Source organism: Roseovarius tolerans (assembly GCF_028885395.1).
Taxonomy (GTDB): domain Bacteria; phylum Pseudomonadota; class Alphaproteobacteria; order Rhodobacterales; family Rhodobacteraceae; genus Roseovarius; species Roseovarius tolerans.
Window position 1 is genome coordinate 737,724 of record NZ_CP118494.1, and the last position, 21,777, is coordinate 759,500.

Annotated in this window: 22 protein-coding genes and 1 tRNA gene; 9 read left to right on the plus strand and 14 right to left on the minus strand. The window is 63.9% G+C overall.

The annotated features are described in order from the left end of the window. Positions 1-184: 184 nt before the first annotated feature. The 6 genes from PVU19_RS03555 (at position 185) to lpdA (ending at position 7,128) form a co-directional block, all read left to right on the plus strand. On the plus strand, positions 185-3,145 hold the full coding sequence (locus PVU19_RS03555) for a 2-oxoglutarate dehydrogenase E1 component (protein WP_050663158.1): 2,961 nt from the start codon (positions 185-187) through the stop codon (positions 3,143-3,145). Positions 3,146-3,148: 3 nt separating this feature from the next. Beyond that, complete coding sequence (gene odhB / locus PVU19_RS03560) at positions 3,149-4,693, plus strand: 2-oxoglutarate dehydrogenase complex dihydrolipoyllysine-residue succinyltransferase (protein WP_050663159.1); 1,545 nt, start codon at positions 3,149-3,151, stop codon at positions 4,691-4,693. 82 nt (positions 4,694-4,775) lie between these two features. Beyond that, positions 4,776-4,982, plus strand: a complete 207-nt coding sequence (locus PVU19_RS03565) for a hypothetical protein (protein ID WP_050663160.1) — start codon at positions 4,776-4,778, stop codon at positions 4,980-4,982. Further along, positions 4,979-5,212, plus strand: coding sequence for a hypothetical protein (locus PVU19_RS03570; protein ID WP_050663161.1), 234 nt, complete (start codon positions 4,979-4,981; stop codon positions 5,210-5,212). The genes PVU19_RS03565 and PVU19_RS03570 overlap by 4 nt, the downstream gene beginning before the upstream one ends. Continuing rightward, a complete protein-coding gene (locus PVU19_RS03575) occupies positions 5,209-5,604 on the plus strand; it encodes an MAPEG family protein (protein ID WP_050663162.1) in 396 nt (131 codons plus the stop codon). Before PVU19_RS03570 ends, PVU19_RS03575 begins: the two co-directional genes overlap by 4 nt. Before the next feature lie 135 nt (positions 5,605-5,739). Beyond that, on the plus strand, positions 5,740-7,128 hold the full coding sequence (gene lpdA / locus PVU19_RS03580; protein ID WP_050663163.1) for a dihydrolipoyl dehydrogenase: 1,389 nt from the start codon (positions 5,740-5,742) through the stop codon (positions 7,126-7,128). Positions 7,129-7,167: 39 nt separating this feature from the next. On the opposite strand, the gene pgeF is transcribed toward lpdA, so the two are convergent. From pgeF to lgt, 3 genes are read right to left on the minus strand one after another with little or no spacing between them, the layout of a single operon-like run. After that, entirely contained in the window at positions 7,168-7,923 is a 756-nt protein-coding gene (pgeF, locus tag PVU19_RS03585) for a peptidoglycan editing factor PgeF (protein ID WP_050663164.1), read from the minus strand. Continuing rightward, on the minus strand, positions 7,920-8,981 hold the full coding sequence (locus PVU19_RS03590) for a class I SAM-dependent methyltransferase (RefSeq protein WP_050663165.1): 1,062 nt from the start codon (positions 8,979-8,981) through the stop codon (positions 7,920-7,922). The genes pgeF and PVU19_RS03590 overlap by 4 nt, the downstream gene beginning before the upstream one ends. Further along, positions 8,978-9,868 carry a prolipoprotein diacylglyceryl transferase gene (lgt, locus tag PVU19_RS03595; protein ID WP_050663166.1) on the minus strand — a complete coding sequence of 297 codons (891 nt, stop codon included), beginning with the start codon at positions 9,866-9,868 and terminating at the stop codon, positions 8,978-8,980. Before lgt ends, PVU19_RS03590 begins: the two co-directional genes overlap by 4 nt. A 100-nt stretch (positions 9,869-9,968) precedes the next feature. Between lgt and PVU19_RS03600 the strand changes: the two genes are divergently transcribed. Next, the gene (locus PVU19_RS03600; protein WP_050663167.1) at positions 9,969-10,214 is read left to right on the plus strand and encodes an accessory factor UbiK family protein; all 246 of its coding nucleotides are present in this window, start codon (positions 9,969-9,971) and stop codon (positions 10,212-10,214) included. Between the two features lie 104 nt (positions 10,215-10,318). Here PVU19_RS03600 and PVU19_RS03605 read toward each other — a convergent pair whose 3' ends face one another. The 3 genes from PVU19_RS03605 to PVU19_RS03615 form a co-directional block, all read right to left on the minus strand. Continuing rightward, positions 10,319-11,533 (minus strand): autotransporter outer membrane beta-barrel domain-containing protein, encoded by a 1,215-nt coding sequence (locus tag PVU19_RS03605; RefSeq protein WP_050663168.1) that lies wholly within the window; start codon positions 11,531-11,533, stop codon positions 10,319-10,321. A gap of 491 nt (positions 11,534-12,024) precedes the next feature. Further along, the gene (locus PVU19_RS03610; protein WP_082237678.1) at positions 12,025-12,819 is read right to left on the minus strand and encodes a redoxin domain-containing protein; all 795 of its coding nucleotides are present in this window, start codon (positions 12,817-12,819) and stop codon (positions 12,025-12,027) included. Between the two features lie 491 nt (positions 12,820-13,310). After that, positions 13,311-13,387, minus strand: a tRNA-Met gene (locus PVU19_RS03615). A gap of 103 nt (positions 13,388-13,490) precedes the next feature. Between PVU19_RS03615 and PVU19_RS03620 the strand changes: the two genes are divergently transcribed. After that, complete coding sequence (locus tag PVU19_RS03620; RefSeq protein WP_050663169.1) at positions 13,491-14,918, plus strand: FAD-binding oxidoreductase; 1,428 nt, start codon at positions 13,491-13,493, stop codon at positions 14,916-14,918. Between the two features lie 13 nt (positions 14,919-14,931). On the opposite strand, the gene hemC is transcribed toward PVU19_RS03620, so the two are convergent. Beyond that, complete coding sequence (gene hemC / locus PVU19_RS03625) at positions 14,932-15,879, minus strand: hydroxymethylbilane synthase (RefSeq protein ID WP_050663170.1); 948 nt, start codon at positions 15,877-15,879, stop codon at positions 14,932-14,934. Positions 15,880-15,974: 95 nt separating this feature from the next. Here hemC and hemE point away from each other — a divergent pair, with 95 nt between their 5' ends. Continuing rightward, on the plus strand, positions 15,975-17,009 hold the full coding sequence (gene hemE, locus PVU19_RS03630; protein ID WP_050663171.1) for a uroporphyrinogen decarboxylase: 1,035 nt from the start codon (positions 15,975-15,977) through the stop codon (positions 17,007-17,009). A gap of 39 nt (positions 17,010-17,048) precedes the next feature. Here hemE and PVU19_RS03635 read toward each other — a convergent pair whose 3' ends face one another. The 7 genes from PVU19_RS03635 to PVU19_RS03665 form a co-directional block, all read right to left on the minus strand. After that, positions 17,049-17,489 carry a molybdenum cofactor biosynthesis protein MoaE gene (locus tag PVU19_RS03635; RefSeq protein WP_050663172.1) on the minus strand — a complete coding sequence of 147 codons (441 nt, stop codon included), beginning with the start codon at positions 17,487-17,489 and terminating at the stop codon, positions 17,049-17,051. Between the two features lie 4 nt (positions 17,490-17,493). After that, positions 17,494-17,739: a molybdopterin converting factor subunit 1 gene (gene moaD / locus PVU19_RS03640; protein ID WP_050663173.1), complete on the minus strand. Its 246-nt coding sequence runs from the start codon at positions 17,737-17,739 to the stop codon at positions 17,494-17,496. Continuing rightward, positions 17,739-18,404, minus strand: a complete 666-nt coding sequence (gene pgsA / locus PVU19_RS03645; protein ID WP_050663174.1) for a CDP-diacylglycerol--glycerol-3-phosphate 3-phosphatidyltransferase — start codon at positions 18,402-18,404, stop codon at positions 17,739-17,741. The genes moaD and pgsA overlap by 1 nt, the downstream gene beginning before the upstream one ends. Before the next feature lie 48 nt (positions 18,405-18,452). Beyond that, positions 18,453-19,214: an enoyl-CoA hydratase/isomerase family protein gene (locus PVU19_RS03650; RefSeq protein ID WP_050663175.1), complete on the minus strand. Its 762-nt coding sequence runs from the start codon at positions 19,212-19,214 to the stop codon at positions 18,453-18,455. Then, positions 19,211-20,515: a phenylacetate--CoA ligase family protein gene (locus tag PVU19_RS03655; RefSeq protein WP_050663176.1), complete on the minus strand. Its 1,305-nt coding sequence runs from the start codon at positions 20,513-20,515 to the stop codon at positions 19,211-19,213. The genes PVU19_RS03650 and PVU19_RS03655 overlap by 4 nt, the downstream gene beginning before the upstream one ends. Continuing rightward, positions 20,512-21,159 carry a TetR/AcrR family transcriptional regulator gene (locus PVU19_RS03660; protein ID WP_050663177.1) on the minus strand — a complete coding sequence of 216 codons (648 nt, stop codon included), beginning with the start codon at positions 21,157-21,159 and terminating at the stop codon, positions 20,512-20,514. Before PVU19_RS03660 ends, PVU19_RS03655 begins: the two co-directional genes overlap by 4 nt. Before the next feature lie 99 nt (positions 21,160-21,258). Further along, complete coding sequence (locus tag PVU19_RS03665; RefSeq protein ID WP_235575842.1) at positions 21,259-21,600, minus strand: SDH family Clp fold serine proteinase; 342 nt, start codon at positions 21,598-21,600, stop codon at positions 21,259-21,261. Positions 21,601-21,777: the final 177 nt, after the last annotated feature.

Genomic DNA, 21,777 nt, shown 5'->3' on the forward strand with positions numbered 1-21,777 from the left:
TCGGCCGGGCGGACCAGAACGCCGCTTGCAAGCGGCGTCCAAGCGGTTTCGAAACCGCTTGGGAAGGCTTTTGCAAAAGCCTTCCCCGCCCGGCCCCAACCCTTCAGACGAAGCAGCGCGACAGGGGCCCGGCACACGGGCCTCTTTCCCGAGGCTTCATCGCGACCGGTCGGGAGGACCACAAATGACGGACCAGAGTCCTAATGATCTTTTCCACGCTTCCAGCTTCATGCAGGGGCACAATGCCGAGTATCTCGAGCAGCTTTACGCCCGCTACGCGAGCGATCCGAATGCGGTGGACGAGGCGTGGCGCGGCTTTTTCGACGCGCTCGGCGACGGCGATGACGACGTGAAGGCCGAGGCCGCAGGCCCCTCCTGGGCGCGCGCCGACTGGCCGCCGATGCCCTCGGATGACCTCACCGCCGCGCTGACCGGCGAATGGCCCGCCGAGGCGGAACTCAAGGACGCAGGCAAGAAGATCGCCGCCAAGGCCTCCGAGAAAGGCGTCGAGGTCACCGACGAGGCGATCCAGCGCGCCGTGCTCGATAGCGTGCGCGCGCTGATGCTCATTCGCGCCTACCGCATCCGGGGCCACCTCATCGCAGAGCTTGACCCGCTCGGCCTGCGCGATCACGGCCACCGCCCGGAACTGGATCCGAAATCCTACGGCTTCACCGAGTCCGACATGGACCGGCCGATCTTCATCGACAACGTGCTCGGCCTTCAGGTCGCGAGCCTGCGCGAGATCCTCGCCATCGTCAAACGCACCTATTGCGGCACCTTCGCGCTGCAATACATGCACATCTCCGACCCCGAGCAATCGTCCTGGCTCAAGGAGCGGATCGAGGGCTATGACAAGGAAATCAGCTTTACCCGCAACGGGCGCAAGGCGATCCTCAACAAGCTCGTGGAGGCCGAGGGCTTCGAGAAATACCTGCATGTGAAATACATGGGCACCAAGCGTTTCGGTCTCGATGGCGGCGAAAGCCTCATCCCGGCGATGGAGCAGATCATCAAGCGCGGCGGCAATCTCGGCATCGAGGAGATCGTGATCGGCATGCCTCACCGGGGCCGCCTGTCGGTGCTGGCCAATGTGATGGGCAAGCCCTACCGCGCCATTTTCAACGAGTTTCAGGGCGGCAGCTTCAAGCCCGATGAGGTCGACGGCTCGGGCGACGTGAAATACCACCTTGGCGCCAGCCATGACCGCGAGTTTGACGGCAACAAGGTGCACCTGTCGCTCACCGCCAACCCCAGCCACCTCGAGGCCGTGAACCCCGTCGTTCTGGGCAAGGTCCGCGCCAAGCAGGATCAGCTTGGCAACGCGGACCGCACCAAGGTCATGGGCATCCTGCTGCATGGCGACGCGGCCTTTGCCGGACAGGGCGTGGTGGCCGAGGGCTTTGGCCTCTCGGGCCTCAAGGGGCACAAGACCGGCGGCACCATGCATATCGTGGTCAACAACCAGATCGGGTTCACCACCGCGCCGCATTTCAGCCGCTCCTCGCCCTATCCCACGGATATCGCGCTGATGGTCGAGGCGCCGATCTTTCACGTCAACGGCGACGACCCCGAGGCGGTGGTGCATGCCGCCAAGGTCGCCACCGAATTCCGCCAGAAGTTCCACAAGGACGTGGTGATCGACATCATCTGCTATCGCCGCTTCGGCCATAACGAGGGGGACGAGCCGATGTTCACCAACCCCCTGATGTACAAGAAGATCAAGCAGCAGAAGACCACGCTCGCCCTCTATACCGAACGTCTGGTCAAGGACGGTCTCATCCCCGAGGGCGAGATCGAGGACATGAAGGCGGCGTTCCAGTCGCATCTCGCCGACGAGTTCGAAGCGGGCAAGGACTACCGCCCCAACAAGGCCGACTGGCTCGATGGCAAATGGTCCCATCTCGACCGCAAGGACGAGGATTACCAGCGCGGCGAAACCGCGGTCAAACCCGAAACCTTCAAGGAAATCGGCCGCGCCCTGACCACCGCGCCCGAGGACTTTACCCTGCACAAGACCGTCTCGCGCCTGCTCGAAACCAAGGCCGAGATGTTCAAATCCGGCACCGGCTTCGATTGGGCCACCGCCGAGGCGATCGCCTTCGGCTCGCTGCTCACCGAGGGCTACCCGGTGCGCCTGTCGGGGCAGGACAGCACGCGCGGCACCTTCAGCCAGCGCCATTCCGGCCTGATCAATCAGGACAACGAAGACCGCTACTTCCCGCTCAACCACATCCGCGAGGGGCAGGCGCAATACGAGGTCATCGACTCGATGCTCTCGGAATACGCCGTGCTCGGGTTCGAGTATGGCTTCAGCCTCGCCGAGCCCAACGCCCTCACTCTGTGGGAGGCGCAGTTCGGCGATTTCGCCAACGGCGCGCAGATCATGTTCGATCAGTTCATCTCCTCGGGCGAGAGCAAATGGCTGCGCATGTCCGGCCTCGTCTGCCTGCTGCCGCATGGCTATGAAGGGCAGGGGCCCGAACACTCCTCCGCCCGTCTTGAACGGTTCCTGACGATGTGCGGCGGCGACAACTGGATCGTGGCCAACTGCACCACGCCCGCGAACTACTTCCACATACTGCGTCGCCAGCTGCACCGCACCTTCCGCAAGCCGCTCATCCTGATGACCCCGAAATCGCTGCTGCGGCACAAGATGGCGGTCTCCAGGACCGAGGAATTCACCACCGGCTCCTCCTTCCACCGGGTGCTCTGGGACGATGCACAATATGGCAATTCCGACACCGAACTTGCCCCCGACAAGAAGATCCGCCGCGTCGTCATGTGCTCCGGCAAGGTCTATTACGACCTGCTGGAAGAGCGCGACAAGCGCGGCATCGACGATGTCTACCTGATGCGCGTCGAACAGTTCTACCCGTTCCCCGCCATGTCCCTGGTCAAGGAGCTGGAGCGCTTCAAGCAGGCCGAAATGGTCTGGTGTCAGGAAGAGCCCAAGAACCAGGGCGCGTGGTCCTTCATCGAGCCGAATATCGAATGGGTGCTCACGCGCATCAAGGCCAAGCACAAGCGGCCCCAATACGCGGGCCGCGCCGCCGCCGCCTCGCCCGCCACGGGCCTGGCCAAGCAGCACAAAGACCAACAAGAGGCGCTGGTGGATGCCGCGCTGACCATCGAAGGGAAATAAGTGATGAGCACCGAAGTTCGTGTCCCCACCCTTGGCGAATCCGTCTCCGAGGCGACCGTGGCCACATGGTTCAAGAAGCCCGGCGATCCCGTCGCCGCGGATGAGATGCTGTGCGAGCTGGAAACCGACAAGGTGACCGTCGAGGTGCCCAGCCCCGCCGCCGGCACCATGGGCGAGATCGTTGCCGCCGAGGGCGAGACCGTGGGCGTCGATGCGCTCCTCGCCACCATCACCGAGGGCGAAGCCAGCAAGTCGAAATCCGCCCCGGCGAAAGAGGCCAAGGACGACAAGGCCAAGACCGCACAGGCCGCCTCGGGCAGCAATGGCGACAAGGGCAACACCGACGTGATGGTCCCGACGCTTGGCGAATCTGTCTCCGAGGCCACCGTCTCGACCTGGTTCAAAAAGGTCGGCGACAGCGTGGCACAGGACGAGATGCTCTGCGAGCTGGAGACCGACAAGGTCTCGGTCGAGGTGCCCGCCCCCGCCGCAGGCACGCTTTGCGAAATCCTCGCGCAAGAGGGCGACACGGTGCAGGCCGGTGGCAAGCTTGCCATCCTCTCCGGCTCCGCCGATGGCACGATCGAGCCGCAAAAACGCCCCGAGCCCGCCGATGAGGCCAGCGACGACAAACCCGCCGCCTCCGGCAAGGATGTCGAAGATGCCCCCTCGGCAAAAAAGGCAATGGCCGAAAAGGGCGTCAGCCGCGATCAGGTGCAGGGCTCGGGCCGCGATGGCCGCGTGATGAAGGACGACGTGGCCAAGGCCGCTGCCGCCGCCACGCAGGCCCCCGCCGCGTCCTCGACCCCGGCACAGGCCCCGCGCGCGGCCAGCCCGGCCGAGGATGCCGAGCGCGAGGAACGGGTCAAGATGACCCGCCTGCGCCAGACCATCGCCCGCCGTCTCAAGGACAGCCAGAACACCGCCGCCATGCTCACCACCTATAACGAGGTGGACATGACCGAGGTGATGGCCCTGCGCAATGAGTACAAGGACGAGTTCAACAAGAAGCACGGCGTGAAACTCGGCTTCATGTCCTTCTTCACCAAGGCCTGCTGCCACGCCCTGAAAGAAGTGCCCGAGGTCAATGCAGAGATCGACGGCACCGATATCGTCTACAAGAACTTCGTGCATATCGGCATCGCGGCGGGCACCCCCACCGGCCTCGTCGTGCCGGTGATCCGCGACGCCGACCAGATGGGCTTTGCCGCCATCGAAAAGGCCATCGCCGAAAAGGGTGCCCGCGCCCGCGACGGCAAGCTCTCCATGGCCGAAATGCAGGGCGGCACGTTCACCATCTCCAACGGCGGCGTCTACGGCTCGCTGATGTCCTCACCGATCCTCAACCCGCCGCAATCGGGCATCCTCGGCATGCACAAGATCCAGCAGCGCCCGATGGTCGTCAACGGCGAGATCAAGGCCCGGCCGATGATGTACCTCGCCCTCAGCTACGATCACCGCATCGTCGACGGCAAGGGCGCGGTAACCTTCCTCGTCCGCGTCAAAGAGGCGCTCGAAGACCCCCGGCGATTGCTGATGGATCTGTAACAGGTGGGGCGAAACCCCACCCTACCGCTTGGCCGTAGGGTGGGTTTCAAACCCACCACCACACCCACCGGAGGGAAACTCCATGACCGCCCGCGCCAAGCCACCCGAAGGAATTGACGAAAACCCGCACCTAGACGCGGAGTTCTTCGCCCGCGCCCGCCCCGCCGCCCCCGGCGAAGCCGCCCACCTGCGCGCCGTGCTGCAACGGATCGTTGAGGAACATGAGGAGGGCCGCTCCGTGGATGATGCGATTGCGCAGGCGCGAGAAACACTTGAAGTGATGAAATGACCACCCAACTCCTCCTCCGCTACGACAGCTTCGATCAGAAAACCCACGACGCCCGCGCCGAGGACCGCGCCAACGCCGGGCTCACCCAGCTTCAGATGTGGCGCGAGGGCACGGGCGCGCATTGGGTTCTTTTAGATGTGAACGACTCCGAGCGCGCAAAGGCCTGGGTCGAAAAGGAATCCGGTCTCGGTCACGGCCCCTCCGCCCATCATTTGTTGGAGACAACATGACCCCTGAACTCCTCACCCTCACCCTCGCCGCCCTGCTACAGGCCATCCAATACCTGCTCTACGCGGTCCCGGCCAATCTCGAACTTGGCCCCGGCTACACCATGTCGGCGCGCGACCGCGAACCGTCAAAACCGATGTCCGACGGCACCGCCCGTCTGGGCCGGGCGCTGAGCAATCATTTCGAAGGGCTGATCCTCTTCACCATCGCCTGCGTCACCATCACGCTCTCCGATCAGTCCACCCCATTCACCGCCGCCTGCGCCTGGACCTACCTCGCCGCCCGCGTGGTCTATATCCCGGCCTACTACCTCGGCCTGCGCCCGTGGCGCTCACTGATCTGGGCGGTGGGCTTCCTCGCCACCCTGCTCATGCTCTTGGCGGCGCTCGTCTGATGCTTCATCTTGCCCAAAATACTCCGGGGGAGTCGCGCATCGCGCGACGGGGGCAGCGCCCCCAAACCCCACCGACGCGATACCGACAGAATACCGACGCGATACCGACGCGCAAAAACGAAAGGACTCTGACCCATGGCATCCTATGACGTGATCATCATCGGCTCCGGCCCCGGCGGCTATGTCTGCGCCATCCGCTGCGCCCAGCTGGGCCTGAAAACCGCCGTGGTCGAGGGCCGCGAAACCCTGGGCGGCACCTGCCTCAACGTCGGCTGCATCCCCTCCAAGGCGCTCTTGCACGCCAGCCACATGCTGCACGAGGCCGAGCATAATTTCGCCAAGATGGGCCTCAAGGGCAAGTCGCCTTCGGTCGACTGGAAACAGATGCTCGCCTACAAGGATGACGTCATCGGACAGAACACCAAGGGCATCGAATTTCTCTTCAAGAAGAACAAGATAGACTGGCTCAAGGGCTGGGGCTCGATCCCCGAGGCGGGCCGCGTCAAGGTCGGTGACGAGACCCACGAGGCCAAGCATCTCATCATCGCATCGGGCTCTGAATCCAGCAGCCTGCCGGGTGTCGAGATCGACGAAAAGGTGGTCGTCACCTCCACCGGCGCGCTGGAATTGCCCAAGGTCCCCAAGACCATGGTGGTGATCGGCGCGGGCGTCATCGGGCTCGAGATGGGCTCGGTCTATGCCCGGCTCGGCTCGGAGGTGACGGTGGTCGAATATCTCGACGCGATCACCCCCGGCATGGATGGCGAGGTGCAAAAGAACTTCCAGAAAATCCTGAAAAAACAGGGAATTAAGTTCGTCATGGGCGCCGCCGTGCAATCTGTCGACGCGCTCAAGACCAAGGCCAAGGTCAACTACAAACTGCGCAAGGACGACAGCGAACACCAGCTTGACGCCGATGTGGTCCTCGTCGCCACGGGCCGCAAACCCTATGTCGATGGCCTCGGCCTCGACAGCCTGGGCGTCGAGATGACAGAGCGCGGCCAGATCAAGACCGACGACCACTGGCAGACCTCCGTCAAGGGCGTCTACGCCATCGGCGACGCCATTGAGGGGCCCATGCTCGCCCACAAGGCCGAGGATGAAGGCATGGCCGTCGCCTGCGTTCTGGCCGGTCAGCATGGCCATGTGAACTATGGCGTCATCCCCGGCGTGATCTACACGCATCCGGAGGTCGCGAATGTCGGCGAAACCGAAGAAAACCTGAAAGATCAAGGACGTGCCTACAAGGTCGGCAAGTTCTCCTTCATGGGCAACGGCCGCGCCAAGGCGAATTTCGCGGGCGAGGGGTTCGTCAAGATCCTTGCCGACAAGGAGACCGACCGCATTTTGGGCGCGCATATCATCGGGCCTATGGCGGGTGATCTGATCCACGAGATCTGCGTCGCGATGGAATTCGGTGCCGCCGCCGAGGATCTGGCCCTGACGTGCCACGCACACCCCACCTATTCCGAGGCCGTGCGCGAAGCCGCCCTCGCCTGCGGCGACGGCCCGATCCACAGCTGAGGGATGTCGCTTGCCCCGTCCTTCAGGGCGGGGCGACCCCTAAAGCCGGATCACCGAGATCAGGCGCCCGTAATCGGCCTCGCCCGCATGGGTGGCGCGGCGGTAGGAATAGAACCGCGCGGGGTCGGCATAGGTGCAATGCCGCGTCCATTCCGCCTCGCCCACGCCCGCGCGGCGCAGGCAATGCAGCCCGAAACCGGGTAGATCGAACTGATAGCGCCCGTTTTCTCCTGAGGCGAAAAACCGGCTATAGGCGGGGTCTTCGGCCATGAAATCCTCAAGGAACTCAGGCCCCACCTCGTAGGCCGCCTGGCTGATCGAGGGGCCGATCACGGCGGTGATCCTGTCGCGCGCGGCACCCAGCCCCTCCATCGCCGTGACCGTCGCCTCCAGCACCCCGTCGAGCGCGCCGCGCCAGCCCGCATGCGCGGCACCGATCACCCCGGCCCGCGCATCGGCGAATAGAACCGGTTGGCAATCCGCCGTCAGCACGCCAAGCGCCACGCCGGGGGTCGCCGTCACCATCGCGTCGGCGCGGGGTCGCTCGGCCAACGGGCCATCGACCGTCACCACATCCGCCGAATGTACCTGATGCACCGTCACGAGCTGCGCAGGCTGCACCGCCATCGCCTGGGCCACGCGGGCGCGGTTGATCGTCACGATCTCGGATTGATCCGATGATCCCGGCCCGCAATTGAGCCCCGCGAACACACCCGACGATGCCCCGCCCCTCCGGGTAAAGAACCCGTGGCGCAAGGGCGCGAGGCTGTCCGAGGTCAGGATTTCAAGCGTCATGGGTCAAATCCGGGCGGGGGTGGCAGGGCCTTTGGATGCAGGGCGAGCACCTTGAAGAGCCTCCCCATTTCCTCGGGGCCGGTCAAGCGTTGAAATGCCGCCAGGTGGCTGTCGCGCGCGGTGCCGCTCAGATTGCGCGCCAGCGCCTCCTTGCGCGGCTCGATGCCCAAACGAAACAGTAGCGTGCCCTGCGGGATGAGGCGGGCATGCGCGCAGGGGGCGGCCCCGGCCAGCGCCTCGAAATCCACATGCGCGGTCAGGTCGGCCTCGCCGGGTGCGGCCAGTGGATCGGTCGGGGCGTGGTCCTGCACCGCCTGAAACGTATCGCCGAGCGAGCGCCAGTCGCCATAATCGACGATCAGTGCAGCACCGCCGCGCGCCTCGATCCGGGTGCCGATCTCTTGGGCTGTGGCGCGGCCCGGGGCGCAGGTTTCGACGATGTCGCCGTCTTGCGTGTCCGCCAGCCGATGCGCCAGATCGGGCGGCGTTACCGGCCCGCCGAGGCCGAAGGTCAGTGCGCCCTCGCGCAGCCACACGACCCGCTCGTGCCAGGCTGCGCCCTGCCGCTGGAATTGCCGGATCGGCAGGGCATCGAAAAACTCGTTCGCCACCAGAAAGAGCGGCAGGTCGGGCAAGTCCTCGACCCTCTCGTGCCATGTCACGCTCTCATGGTGAATGCTCTCCGCCTGTTTCTCGCGCAGGGTGGGGGAGGTCTCTAGCAGATGCACCTGCGCGCCTGCGTGGAACCCCGGAACGCCCTTGGTGGCGCGCAGGATATCGGCCATAAGCGTGCCACGTCCCGGCCCGAGTTCAGCCAAGGCAAAGGGCGCGGGCCGCCCCTGATCGAGCCATGTCTGCGCCAGGCACAGCCCCAGCAATTCACCGAACATCTGGCTGATCTCCGGCGCTGTGGTGAAATCGCCCGCTGCCCCCAACGGATCGCGCGTGGCGTAATAGCCCATCTCGGGATGCATAAGGCAGGTCGCCATGTAATCGGCCAACGTGATCGGCCCGGTGGCGGTGATCCGCGCGGTGATATGACGCCCGAGCGCCGTCACGAAGGGCGGGCCCTGCGCGCCCAGAGGATCATGCCGATGCCGAAGACGATCATCGGCAGCGACAGGATTTGCCCCATGGTCAGGCCATAGCCCGCCACATGCCACGCCAGCCCCAGTGGATTGCCGTCGCTGACGAATTGCGCGTCGGGTTGGCGCACGAATTCCACCAAGAACCGCGCCGCACCATAGCCTGCAAAGAATAGCCCTGTCAGCGTGCCAGGGGTTTTCAGCGCGCCGCGCCGCCAGCCCAGCCATAGCAACACCGCCCCGAGGATCAGCCCTTCGAGTGCCGCCTCGTAAAGCTGCGAGGGGTGGCGCGCGCAGAGGCCTAGTATGTCAGGGCAATCCTGTGCCGCGGCACTTGGAAAGACCACGCCCCAGGGTAGGTCGGTGGGCCGCCCCCAGAGTTCTGCGTTGACGAAATTGGCGATTCGTCCCAGCAACAGACCAACCGGCGTCACCATGCAGAGCACATCCGCCACCGACAGCCAGCGAATGCCGCGCCGCGCCGAGAACACCACCACCGCCAGCACGACACCCATCAGCCCGCCGTGAAACGCCATGCCGCCCTGCCAGACAGCGAGGATCTCTCCCGGATTGGCGAGGTAATAGGAGGGCTGGTAAAACAGCACATACCCCAGCCTGCCACCCAGGATCACACCGAGGATCACCCATGTCAGCAGATCCTCGACCGCGCGTGCATCCGTCGGCGCGGTGTTATCGGGCCAGAGCGCCGGTCGCCGGACGCTGGCCACCACAATGCGCCAGCCAATGACGATCCCGACGATATAGGCCAGCGCATACCAGCGCAGCGCGAACTCCATGCCGAAGAGCGAGATCGAGAAGATCTCCGGCGCGATATCGGGGAAGGGGATCATGGCCTGCATGGGTGTCTCTGTGCCTTTGTGCTGCGGGGAAAGTCAACCTTGTGATCGACCGCCCTCGGGCCATATATGGGGATGAGATGTAACGCCGGAGGCACATGCCATGCAGACCCGAAACAAGATGCTCGACGATATCAGCCAGTTGATGACCAATGCCATGGGCGTGGCCCAAGGGGCCAAGGACGAGGCCGAGACAGCGATGAAGTCGATGATCGACCGCTGGCTCGCCGATCGCGATTTCGTCACCCGCGAGGAATTCGACGCGGTGCGCGCCATGGCGCAAAAGGCCCGTGAGGAAAACGAGGCGCTCAAGGCCCGGATAGACGCACTGGAACAGGGCAAGTCCTGAGCCGATTGCGGCCTGCCGGGCGACGGATCATGGCCCGGATGACATGAAAAAAGGGCAGAGACATCGCTGTCTCCGCCCGTGCTGTTTACGATGGCGTCAGGCGCTCAGAAATTCATGCCGTAACGCACCTGCGCGGCATAATCCGGAAGATCCGAGCCGATACCGCCGATCTGAAAGCCCATGCTCAGGTCGCTGTTCGCAGTCACTCGAACGCCGCCGCCGAATTCCACGCGCCCGCTCAGGCCTTCGGGGTCGAAACCGCCCCCGGCCAGCGCCTGCGGCGCGCTGCTGTCAACGTAGTCGGCATGCAGACCGATGTAGTTCACTCCGTTCTGTGTGGTCCGGGTCCAGCGTGCGCCGACCGAGTATTCGCTGAAATCGACCGTTGTCGAGCCTGCCCCGGCAAGCGTTCCGGATTTGCCGGTGATATCCTCTTCACCGTAGCGGGCAGAGGCCATCGGGGTCAGCGTGATCGAATTGCTCATCTCGAGATCGCGCGCGACTGACAGGCCGATGGCCCAGACATCACTGTCCGCCGTGCCCTTGCCGCCGATGCTGATCTGGTCATAGTCGGCTTCGCCGTACATCAGCGACGCCTCTGCCGACCATGCCCCGCGGCGATAGCCGAGATAGGGCTGAACGTAGAAGAAATCGCCCTCGGTTTCGATGTTTGTGCTGCGCTCTTCCAGGTCGTTGTATCCGGCAGAGAGGCCCGCGACGAAATTGTCGTCGAGCGCGACGTCGGCACCGACCTGAAGGCCCGTGCTCAGGAATTGGCGCGGGCTCTTGCTGCCCTTGTGGTCCGCACGAAAGCCCGAGAATTCGCCCCACACATAAAGGCTGCCCATCAGTGGGCCGTTTTTCGACGATACGACCGGCGCGCCTTCGGCATTTCCGCCAAAGCCGAGCGGCGATTGCAGGTCACGGGTTGCAAAACTGTTCTGCGCGCCGCTACGCGTGTTGCCAAAGCTCTGGCGGGTGGTCAGACGCGCGAGCGTGCCCGCCGTCGCTTCCAATTCGTCGAGCAGCGACCCTGTAAACCCGAGAATCGCCCCGTTGATCTCCAGCGTATAAGTGCCGAAAGAGCCATTGCTGAAGCCGCTAACCACGACAATATACTGCCCGGGCGTGAAGGGCCCGTCACTGGCCGCGTTGATCAAAGACAAAAAGCCCGCCCCGCCATCATCGTCGCCCGCGACAAGGTTCGTCAGCTGCGCATTGGGGTCAAAGCCGGTCTGGTAGAGGTGCAGATAAGTGTCGAAACCGGCTACTGTCGTCTCTGCCGAGAATGACAGCGGCTGCGTGATCGTCACGTTCACGGTCTGAAACGGTGTCGCGTTGCCAGAGCCCGACAAGCCGGGCCCGGCACCTATCGGTCTGTTCCACGTGGGCGCGCCCGTCGTGTCACCGTTGATTATGTCTTGCTCATGTCGATTGCAAAGGAAGATGATGAAGAGTCTCATAAAAATGTGGCGATGCATCTCGACAATGGCCGCGACATTGCCGAGCTCATGAAGGTTGGCCACATCGAGAATTAGCGTAGACCACCTATGCGGCGTATCGCCGATCATCGCAAGCAGGGGACCGAGGTCCGAAGAGAAATCAACTTCGAACGCCTCCTGAGATACCCAGTTTCGGAACTTCTGGCCATTGCGATCATCAGACGCCGAGATTGCCACCCTTGGCCGGTTGCTGACAGAGTCGTGACCCTTGCTTTGGGATGACCAAACCGGGTCGTGCAACCCGACGGCCCTTTGGCCACCCCGATCAGGCAGAACGCGACAAGGTGATTTCAGTCGCCGAGGCGCTGTCATTGTTGATCGGCTTGTTCGATCGGGCAAGCGCTACCTGATGGTACGACCTGCAGCGGGACGGGAGTGAGCCTGCAGCCCTGCGCATCACCCTGGACCACACGGAGGTAGGGCAGCAGATAATGAGACCCCACACCAAAGTCGCGCATAACGTCAAGTTCGCATCTGCTATCGGGTATGATGACGGGGTCGAGTTCCTGCCAGTCTGCAGGCGTCGCGGCACCTGTCCGGTCGCGAAGCTGCAGGGCTTCGACCACCCGCAGGGTTTCCTCGATACTGCGCCCGATGAAGATCGGGTATTCGAAAATCATCCGTATGCGCATCTGTGGATCGAGTATGAAAGACTTTCGAATAGGCCATGTCTTGTGTTCCTCATCATGGCGCATTCCGAACAGAGCGGCGAGTCGTCCTTCGGGGTCGGCGGCCGTCGGAAACCAGACCTCCGTGTCAAAAAACGCCTCTATTTCCTTGTGCCAGTCGAGCTGCTCTTGAATCGTGGAGCCTGTCAGACCGAGTGCCTTGACGCCAAGAGCATTGAAGTCGTCCTTGTTTCCGGAGATCGCACCGAGTTCAGTTGTGCACACAGGAGTACTCGCAGCCGGATGGCTGAACAGGAACGTCCAACTACCCGCGGACCAATCCCAAAGGTCCAACGCACCTTGAGTGGTATCTACGGCAAAATTTGGAAATATATCCCCGATCTGCGGCAGCCATTTCACCGAACGCCTATAGGCGCTCGGGATACGCATGTTGCGTCCATCCGCGCCGCGAGGAGAGAAAAACTGGATGCTCATATTACGCCCCTTGTTCCGTCGAAGAATTCGAGTGCTGTTGCAGCCAGAGATAGAGTGACTTTAACGCCTGCATTTCAGGGCCGTGTGCAAACACGTGTAAAAATATGCAAATTCTAGCAAAAAGACGACTTTGACCTGCCTGACAAACCAGACGCTTAGCGGGACAGGCGGTTGTCTATATCAGGCCAAGTGTGATGTGCCGAGATTCCCAGAGCGGTAGTTAAACGCGATGAAGTCACTTCGCTTTATACACAAGAAGGAGGTAGGAACATTTACGAATGCGCGGAACCCAACGTATTCGGCGAACGATAACACTAAGATTTCAATCTAGAAATTTAATTGCGTCGGACAAAATGCTCTATGCAGGGAGGGTGTCCACACCCGGGAGCTTCGTCCAAGGGGACTGCCACCCCAGTGCCACCCAAAGAAGCTTTCCAAAGACGTCAACTCAGGCCCACATAGGAGGAAGTCGCTCAAAAACTGGGAAAATTTGGTAGCGGAGGAGGGACTTGAACCCCCGACACGCGGATTATGATTCCGCTGCTCTAACCAACTGAGCTACTCCGCCAAACCATGGCGGTAGTTAGGATAGGCGCGCCGGGGCGTCAAGGTGGAAAATGCCCACGTTTGCCGAACTTGTGGCGGCCCGGGCTTTGCCGCAGTATCGGCGCATGACACGCACGAGCGATCCCGCCCTCGAAGAATTGCGCAGCCTGATTGGCGCCCGCCATGTGCTAACCGGCACCGATATGCCCCCCTGGTCACGCGATTGGGCCGGGCATACGGAATGGCAGCCGCGCGCCGTGCTGCAACCCGCCGATGCGCAGGAGGTGGCCGCCATCCTGCGGCTCGCCAATGGCTGCGGCCTGCCGGTGGTGCCGGTCTCGGGGAACACGAATCTTGTCAAGGCCACGCACGCGAATGGCACGCTGATGCTGTCGCTGGCGCGGTTGAACGCGATCCGCGAGATCCGGCCCGAGGCGCGCATCGCTGTGGTCGAGGCGGGGGTGATCGTCGAGGCACTCCAACACGCCGCCGAGGCGCATGACCTGCTTTTCCCGCTCAGCTTCGGCGCGCGCGGATCGGCCATGGTGGGGGGCGTGCTCTCGACCAATGCGGGCGGCGCGAATGTGCTGCGCTATGGCAATACCCGCGATCTGTGCCTGGGGCTGGAGGTGGTCACGCCAACGGGCGAGGTGATGAACCTGATGAGCGCGCTGCACAAGAACAACGCGGGCTATGATTTGCGCCACCTGATGATCGGGGCCGAAGGCACGCTCGGCATCATCACCGCCGCCGTGTTCAAGCTTTTCCCGCGCGTGCGCGCCCATGCCACGGCGATGGTGGCGGTGCCCTCGGTCGGCGTCGCGCTCCAGCTGCTCAACCGCTTGCAGGACGACACCGGCGGCGCAGTCGAGGCCTTCGAATACATGCCGCGCAGCTTTCTGGACGCGCTCCTGCAGCGCTTTCCCGACATCCGCCCGCCTTTTGCCGAGCGTCACGCGGTGAACGTGCTGGTAGAACTGGGCGCGCGCGCGCCACGTGACGTGACACCGGGCGCGGATGGGGAACTGCCCGTCGTGACGCAGTTGGAGGCGGTGCTGGCCGCCGGATATGAGGCGGGCGAGGTGCTCGATGCCACCGTGGCGCAGAACGCGGCGCAACGGGCCGAGATATGGGCGCGGCGTGAGGCCTCGGCGCAGATCCTGCGGATGCGCAGCCCGGTGGTGGAGAACGACATCGCCGTCGCGACGGACCGGATGGAGGTGCTTTTGGAAAGGATCGAGACCGTGAGCCGCGCGATTGATCCGGGTGTCGAAAATACCGGCGTGGCGCATCTGGGCGATGGCAACCTGCATTACGTGGGCTGGCCCTCGCGCGATGATCCGGCGCTGTGCCGTGCCATTCAGGAGGCGGTCGAGGCGGAAGTGATCGCGCTTGGCGGCAGCTTTTCGGCCGAGCATGGCATCGGGCTGTCGAAGCGCCCGGCGATGGCGGCGCATAAGGACCCGGTCGCACTTGCCACGATGCGCGCGATCAAGGCCGCACTCGATCCCAACGGCATTCTCAATCCCGGCAAGGTCTTGCCCGACCTGTGATCCGCAGCAGCCCTCACTCGCGCCAGTCGAAGAACCCTTCGCCGGCCTGCGACAGCAGCTTGGCGGCCATCGCGCGGCCCAGTTCCGCGCCATCTTCAATCGGCGCGCTCTGGTCGTCGCTCAGGCATTCGCTGCCATCGGGGCGCAGGATCTCGCCGCGCAGGCGCAGCGTGCCGCCCGAAAGCTCCGCAAGCCCCGCAATGGGCGTCTCGCAAGACCCGTCAAGGGCCTCGAGAAAGGCGCGTTCGGCGGCGAGGCGCTGGCCGGTTTCTGTGTCGTGCAGCGCGCTCAGCATCTCGGCGGCGCGGTGGTCGTCGGCGCGCCGCTCGATCCCGATGGCCCCTTGCGCCACGGCAGGTAGCATCACCTCGGGGGCAATCGCCGCCGTCGCCACATCGGCACGGTCCAGCCGGTTCAGACCTGCCATGGCGAGGAAGGTGCAGGCGGCAACACCGTCGTCGAGTTTCTTCAACCGCGTCTGCACGTTGCCGCGAAATTCGACCACCTCCAGATGAGGGTAGGCGACCAGAACCTGTGCCCGGCGGCGCAGCGACGAGGTGCCGACCCTGGCGCCCGCTGGCAGATCGGCAAGCGCGGGCGCGTGGGGCGACACGAAGGCGTCGCGCACATCCTCGCGCGGCAGGTAGGTGTCGAGCAAAAGCCCCCCGGGTTGCAGCACCGGCATGTCCTTCATCGAATGCACGGCGATGTCGATCTCGCCGGACAAGAGCGCCTCCTCGATCTCGCGGGTGAACAGCCCCTTGCCGCCGATCTCCTTCAGCGGGCGGTCGATGATCCGGTCGCCGGTCGTCTTTATAACCGAGATTTCAAAGGCATCCTCGGGCAGATCAAAGGCGGCCTGTAGCCGCGCGCGGGTCTCGTGCGCCTGCGCGAGCGCCAGCGGAGAGCCGCGTGTGCCGATCTTGAACGGTTTGGTCGGGGTGGGCAATTCACGTGTCATGACGAAGGTTTAGACGCGACAAAGGAAGGTGACAAGCGGCGAGATGCTTGACATCGGGGGCGGGGGCGGCGACGAGACTTAAAACGGAGGATTTCATGCCCGCTCAAAAGACCATTCTGCGCGCCCTTTCGGGCGAGACATTGCCCACCCCGCCCATTTGGATGATGCGGCAGGCGGGGCGTTACCTGCCGGAATACCGCGCGACGCGGGCACAGGCCGGGGATTTCCTGTCACTGTGTTACAACAGTGATCTTGCGACCGAGGTGACGCTGCAACCGATCCGGCGCTACGGGTTCGATGCGGCGATCCTGTTTGCCGATATTCTGCTTTTGCCGCAGGCGCTTGGCGCGGATCTGTGGTTCGTCACGGGTGAGGGGCCGCGCCTCTCGACGATCACGGATCAGGCCGGGTTCGACAAGCTGAAACCGGTCGAGGACATCCACGAGACATTGAACCCGATCTATCAAACGGTGCGCAATCTGGCGGGAGAATTGCCAAAGGACGTGACGCTGATCGGCTTTGCCGGGGCACCATGGACGGTGGCGACCTACATGATCGCGGGCAAGGGCACGCCGGATCAGGGTCCCGCGCATGCGCTCAAGGCGGAAAACAAGCCGGTTTTTGAAGCGATCATCGACCGGCTGACCGAAGGCACCATCGAGTATCTGTCAAGCCAGATCGAGGCCGGGGCGGAGGTGGTGAAAATCTTCGACAGTTGGGCGGGCTCGCTCAAGGGCGAGGATTTCGACCGGTACGCCCTGGCGCCGACCAAGCGCATCATCGCGGAATTGAAGGCGCGGCATCCGGGCATTCCGGTCATCGCCTTCCCGCGTCAGGCGGGGGACAAGTATATCGGATTTCACGAGAATTCCGGGGCCGATTGCGTGGCCGTGGACGATTCCGTGACCGCCGCGTGGGTGGCGGAACATGTACAGCCCGATGGCTGCGTGCAGGGGAATCTGAAATCCTCGCATATGGTGACGGGAGGCGACGATCTGGTGCGCGAGACCCGCAAAATCGTCGAGGCGCTGAAGAACGGGCCGCATATCTTCAACCTCGGACACGGGATCACGCCGGATGCCGATCCGGACAATGTGCAACTGATGATCGACACGGTGCGCGGGGCCTGAGCATGTGGCGGCGGCGCGTCTGATCAGCGCGCATGCACCCTACCAGCGGGTGAGCGCGTCTTCGTCCTCTGTGCGGGCCGCGACCCAGTCGGCCCCCGCGTCCGTCACTTCCTTCTTCCAGAAGGGGGCGCGGGACTTGAGGAAATCCATGAGGAACTCGGCAGCCTGAAAGGCGTCGGCGCGATGGCGCGAGGCGGTGGCGACCATCATGATCATCTCGTCGGGGGCAAGGCGGCCATGGCGGTGCAGGATCAGCGCATCGCCGATCTGCCAGCGGTTTGCCGCCTCGTCGGCGATGGCGTGCAGGGCTTTTTCGGTCATGCCGGGGTAATGCTCAATCTCCATCGCGGAAAGATCGCCGCCAAGGTCGCGGACGATGCCGGTGAAGGTCACGACCGCGCCCATACCGCTCTGGCGCGCGGCAAAGGCATTGGCCTCGACCCCGAGATCGAACGGTGCCTCCTGCACACGGATATCCATCGGTTCAGCCTCCGGTCATCGGCGGAAAGAACGCCACTTCGCGCGCGCCGGAAAGCGGCGCGTCGAAATCCCGCAACTCCTGATCGACCGCGACGCGCAGCGCCGTGAGGTCGGAGAAGGCGACGGCATAACGCTCTTCGCGCGCGCACAACTCCTCGATCAGGTCCATCACCGTTGCGGGGGTGCTGTCCACCCGGTCCTTGGGGTGGCCGATGCGTTCGCGCACCCATGCGAAATAAAGCACATCCATCAGTGTTCATCCTTCAGATGCGGCACGGATTTGCGCAGGTAATCCGCACCCGTGATCAGTGTCAGCGCGGCGGCCAGCCACAGCAGCCAGATGCCCAGATGCCCGGCCCAGACCATGCCGTGATATTTCCACCACAGACCGTGAAGGTCTTCGGTGCGCCCGCCGAGAATGTCCGCCACGATCTGGTTATCCATGCCGAAGGTCGACATGCCGAAATAATGCTCGAACACGCCCTGCGCAAAGAGCACCGCGATGGCGACCATCTGCGCGGTGGTCTTCCACTTGGCCAGTTGCGTGACCTTGAGCGTACCCGCCGTATCCCCAAGATATTCACGCAGGCCCGAGACGAAAACCTCGCGGAACAAAATAACCGTGGCCGGCAGCACCAGCCAGGGCGACATCGAGGAATATCCGACGATCACCATCAGCGCGATCACTACCATCGCCTTGTCGGCGATCGGGTCGAGCATCGTGCCGATCTTGGTGACCTGTTTCCAGCTGCGCGCGAGATAGCCGTCGAACCAGTCCGTGATGGCTGCGCTGACGAACAGGACGAGCGCAAACCAGTCGGCATAGGGCCGGGTGAAATAGAGGAACATCACCGCCACGGCGGGGGCCGCCAGCAGGCGCAGCATGGTCAGGATATTCGGCAAGGTCCATGTCATGGCACGGTTCTAGCCTGTCGCGTTGCCAAGGGAAAGCGCAGTCGCCATCTAAAAATCGCTGAGGCGGCGCGTGGTTTCGGGGTCCATGAAGCCTGCGATGGTGGCCTCGGTCTCGCGGTCCATGGCGCGGCGCAGGTCGGGGGTTGCGGTGGCGCCCAGCACCCGTTTCATCGCCCGCACCGAGAGCGGCGGCAGTTCGGCCAGGCGGCGGGCGGTGGCGTGGGCTGTCTCTAGCAGGTCACCGTCGGGCGCGGTTTTCCATGCCAGCCCCATGTCGTGCAGCGTCGCCGCGTCGTAGCGGTCGCCGAAGGTGAGCATCTCGCGTGCCCGAGCCAGTCCGACGAGCGCGGGCAAGAGCGCTGTCACCCCGCCGGTCACGAAGAGGTTGAGTGACACCTCGGGGAAAAAGCCGCGCGCGCTGTCGGCCCAGATCGGGAAATCGCAGTTGATCGCCCATTCAAAGCCACCGCCCACCGCCCAGCCATTGATCGCGCCGACCACGGGCTTCGGCCCGAATGCGATCGCAAGCGTCGCGCGCTGGATCGCCAGCACCAGATCGCGTGCCTCCGCCTCCGAGCCGGGGTGAACATGATCTTGCCGGTCGTCGCCTGCGCAGAACGCCTTGCCCGCGCCGGTGAACACTATGGCGCGGGTGCCCGGGTCGGCATTGGCGGCGTCGAAGGCGCGGGCCACGTCGTCGATCAGCGCCCGGTTCATCGCGTTGAGCCGGTCGGGACGGTTGAGGGTGATGCGGCGCACGGCGCCCTCGTGCAACGCGCTCAGCACGGTGCCATAGGTGAAGTCGGTCATGGGTATGTCCTTTGCACGCGGCTCGTCTTGCCCTCGGTCAGCGGGAAGGTGCCGTGCGGCACCAGCGTCACCCGGGCGGTTGCGCCGAGGTCGCGCTTGATGGCCTGCGCCACCTCTTCGGCCAGCCCCGGTGCGGCGTCCTGCCCCTTGGCCAGTTCCGCCGCGACCGGCAGGCTGTCATGGGGCGGGGGCGTGTCGAGCGATATGCGGTAGTCGCCCGAGAGCGTCGAGAACCGGTTGAGGATGGCAGCGACCATGGTGGGGAATAGGTTGAGGCCTCGCACCACCACCATGTCATCCGAGCGACCTACCACGCGAAACCGAAACCCCGTGCGCCCGCAGCTGCAGGGGGCGGTCTCGTCCACGGTGATGATGTCGCCGCTGCGAAAGCGCACCAGCGGCTGGCAGTCGCGCAGGAGGTGGGTGAGCACCAGTTCGCCGGTCTGTCCTGCGGTGAGGGGCAGGGGAGCGCCGTTCTCGGGCTCGATCAGTTCGGGCCAGAGCACGTCTGCCCCCATGAAATGCAGGCGCTTATCATGCTCGCATTGCGCCGCGAAATTGCAGAACACGTCCGAGACGCCGTAATTGGCGTTGCGCGGCTCCATCCCCCAGACGTCCTTCAGGCGGGCGCGGAAGGCCGGGTCGTCAAGCCCTGCCTCGCCGCCGAACAGCCCCAGTTTCAGGCCGAGATCACGAGGGCTGAGATCGGGGAAACGCTCTGCGATGACACGCTCCAGCACTGACGGATAAGACGGCGTGCAGGAGATCGCGGTGATCCCCACCTCGCGGATGGTGCGCACCAGCAACTCGGTTGATCCGGTGCCGAAGGGCACCACCAGCGCGCCGGTGGCCTGTAGCGTCATGTGATCGGTCAGCCCGCCCATCCACATTTGGTAGTTGAGGCAATGCACCACCGTGTGATCTGGCGTCAGCCCGGCGGCGGATTGACAGCGCCCGCCTACGGCCTCGGTCACCGCGCAGTCGCGCGCCGAGAGCGCGAGGTTCATCGCCTGCCCGGTGGTGCCCGAGGTGCGGTGCAGGCGCACCGCGTCGCGGCGGGGCGCGGCCATGTAATTGCCAAAGGGCGGGTGTTCAGCCTGTGCCAAGCGCAGTTGCGCCTTGTCCGAGAGGGGCAGGGCGGGCAGATTGGTCAGATCAGCGGGCGGCGCGGCGCCCTCCCACAGGTCTCGGTAAAAGCCCGAATGGCGGGCGACGTAACCGGCCTGAGTGGCCCAGGCGGCGGACTGATGGGCGCGCAGGCGGTCAGGGCCGGCGAATTCGGCTTGGTCGAGAAGGCTCATGGCTGCAATCCCCTTTCCCAGAGGGTGGTGAGCGTGGTGATGACTGCCGCGCGGTCGGATGAGACCGCAATCAGCCCCGGCTCGCCCGAGAGATGCAGGCTGGAGAGGTAGTGATCAGTCATGCCGCCAAGCGCATAGGCGCGGCGGGTGAGTTCGGCCTCGGGCAGCGTGTCAAACCCGTCGCGGGCGTGGCGGCGGTGGGTAGCCCTGACCACGGTGGCGATCCAGTCGCGGTTGAGCCGGTGAAACGCCGCGCGCGCCGCCGGAAACGCGTCAAGGTGGTGGATAAGGCATTTCATAAGCCCGCGATTGTCTTCGAAGAGGGTGACATAGGCTTGCGTTGCGGCGCGCATGGGCGCGTCGGGTTTGGTGCGGCCCGCGTCGATCATGTGGATCTGCAGGAAATTCGCGAAGCCTTGCAGAAGATCGTCGAGCAAATCCGCCTGATCGGAAAAGTAGAGGTAGAACGTACCATTGGCCACGCCCGCCTCGCGGCAGATGGCGGCGATGGTCAGATCCTGCGGTGCGCACGTTTCTAGCAGATGGCAGGTGGCGATCCGGATGGCCTGCGCGGTGCGTTGGCCCTTGGGGAGGTGGATGGCCTCGTCGGCAAGGGTCTGCGGATAGCTGTGAGACGGGGGCATGGGGGCACGATAATTTATGAAGCTGAATTCATGTTCATATTCTTTAGCAATCTGTCAAGAAGGTTTGGGGTGATCGCGGACTCGCCTGTTGCCGCTTGTTCAGCCCATGCGGCACCCCGGCGGGTCGAAGGGCAGGAACTCGACCGCGCCGCGCTTGACCTGCGCGCTGGCCTTTTCGCTCACATCGGCGAGCACGAGGCCGCCGGGGGTGTGCAGCACGAGGTCGATTGGTATGTCGCGCGGCGTGGCCTTGATCGCGGAAATGATGGAACGGGCATCCTCCAGCCCAATCATGTTGGACATGTTGAAGCCGAACAGGCTGCGCTTTTCCGGCCGATTGATCATGGTGATGACCCGGCTGCGACGGCGTTTCTCGATGCCACGGATGGCCCGGGCGCGACGCAGGGTGAACATCCGCCCGGTTAAAAGCGGTTGCAGCATCAACGCGAGACAAGCGAGGACGAGGAGGGTAGAAAGATTGAATTCCATACACTTGCCTCGGGTTCAGATAAGAGTCGGATCCGGTTTTGCTACATCTGCTGCAATCACTGGGTGGTAAGTGAATTGAAAAATCATGCGCGATGCTACAATGATGGCAGTCGGTTAAATGTCTCGGAA

Excerpts from the sequence above, each read along its gene's own strand:
- PVU19_RS03555 (WP_050663158.1), top strand. The coding sequence starts at position 185 with ATGACGGACCAGAGTCCTAATGATCTTTTCCACGCTTCCAGCTTCATG.
- odhB (WP_050663159.1), top strand. The coding sequence starts at position 3,149 with ATGAGCACCGAAGTTCGTGTCCCCACCCTTGGCGAATCCGTCTCCGAG.
- PVU19_RS03565 (WP_050663160.1), top strand. The coding sequence starts at position 4,776 with ATGACCGCCCGCGCCAAGCCACCCGAAGGAATTGACGAAAACCCGCAC.
- PVU19_RS03570 (WP_050663161.1), top strand. The coding sequence starts at position 4,979 with ATGACCACCCAACTCCTCCTCCGCTACGACAGCTTCGATCAGAAAACC.
- PVU19_RS03575 (WP_050663162.1), top strand. The coding sequence starts at position 5,209 with ATGACCCCTGAACTCCTCACCCTCACCCTCGCCGCCCTGCTACAGGCC.
- lpdA (WP_050663163.1), top strand. The coding sequence starts at position 5,740 with ATGGCATCCTATGACGTGATCATCATCGGCTCCGGCCCCGGCGGCTAT.
- pgeF (WP_050663164.1), bottom strand. The coding sequence starts at position 7,923 with ATGACGCTTGAAATCCTGACCTCGGACAGCCTCGCGCCCTTGCGCCAC.
- lgt (WP_050663166.1), bottom strand. The coding sequence starts at position 9,868 with ATGCAGGCCATGATCCCCTTCCCCGATATCGCGCCGGAGATCTTCTCG.
- PVU19_RS03600 (WP_050663167.1), top strand. The coding sequence starts at position 9,969 with ATGCAGACCCGAAACAAGATGCTCGACGATATCAGCCAGTTGATGACC.
- PVU19_RS03610 (WP_082237678.1), bottom strand. The coding sequence starts at position 12,819 with ATGAGCATCCAGTTTTTCTCTCCTCGCGGCGCGGATGGACGCAACATG.
- PVU19_RS03620 (WP_050663169.1), top strand. The coding sequence starts at position 13,491 with ATGACACGCACGAGCGATCCCGCCCTCGAAGAATTGCGCAGCCTGATT.
- hemC (WP_050663170.1), bottom strand. The coding sequence starts at position 15,879 with ATGACACGTGAATTGCCCACCCCGACCAAACCGTTCAAGATCGGCACA.
- hemE (WP_050663171.1), top strand. The coding sequence starts at position 15,975 with ATGCCCGCTCAAAAGACCATTCTGCGCGCCCTTTCGGGCGAGACATTG.
- PVU19_RS03635 (WP_050663172.1), bottom strand. The coding sequence starts at position 17,489 with ATGGATATCCGTGTGCAGGAGGCACCGTTCGATCTCGGGGTCGAGGCC.
- moaD (WP_050663173.1), bottom strand. The coding sequence starts at position 17,739 with ATGGATGTGCTTTATTTCGCATGGGTGCGCGAACGCATCGGCCACCCC.
- pgsA (WP_050663174.1), bottom strand. The coding sequence starts at position 18,404 with ATGACATGGACCTTGCCGAATATCCTGACCATGCTGCGCCTGCTGGCG.
- PVU19_RS03650 (WP_050663175.1), bottom strand. The coding sequence starts at position 19,214 with ATGACCGACTTCACCTATGGCACCGTGCTGAGCGCGTTGCACGAGGGC.
- PVU19_RS03655 (WP_050663176.1), bottom strand. The coding sequence starts at position 20,515 with ATGAGCCTTCTCGACCAAGCCGAATTCGCCGGCCCTGACCGCCTGCGC.
- PVU19_RS03660 (WP_050663177.1), bottom strand. The coding sequence starts at position 21,159 with ATGCCCCCGTCTCACAGCTATCCGCAGACCCTTGCCGACGAGGCCATC.
- PVU19_RS03665 (WP_235575842.1), bottom strand. The coding sequence starts at position 21,600 with ATGCTGCAACCGCTTTTAACCGGGCGGATGTTCACCCTGCGTCGCGCC.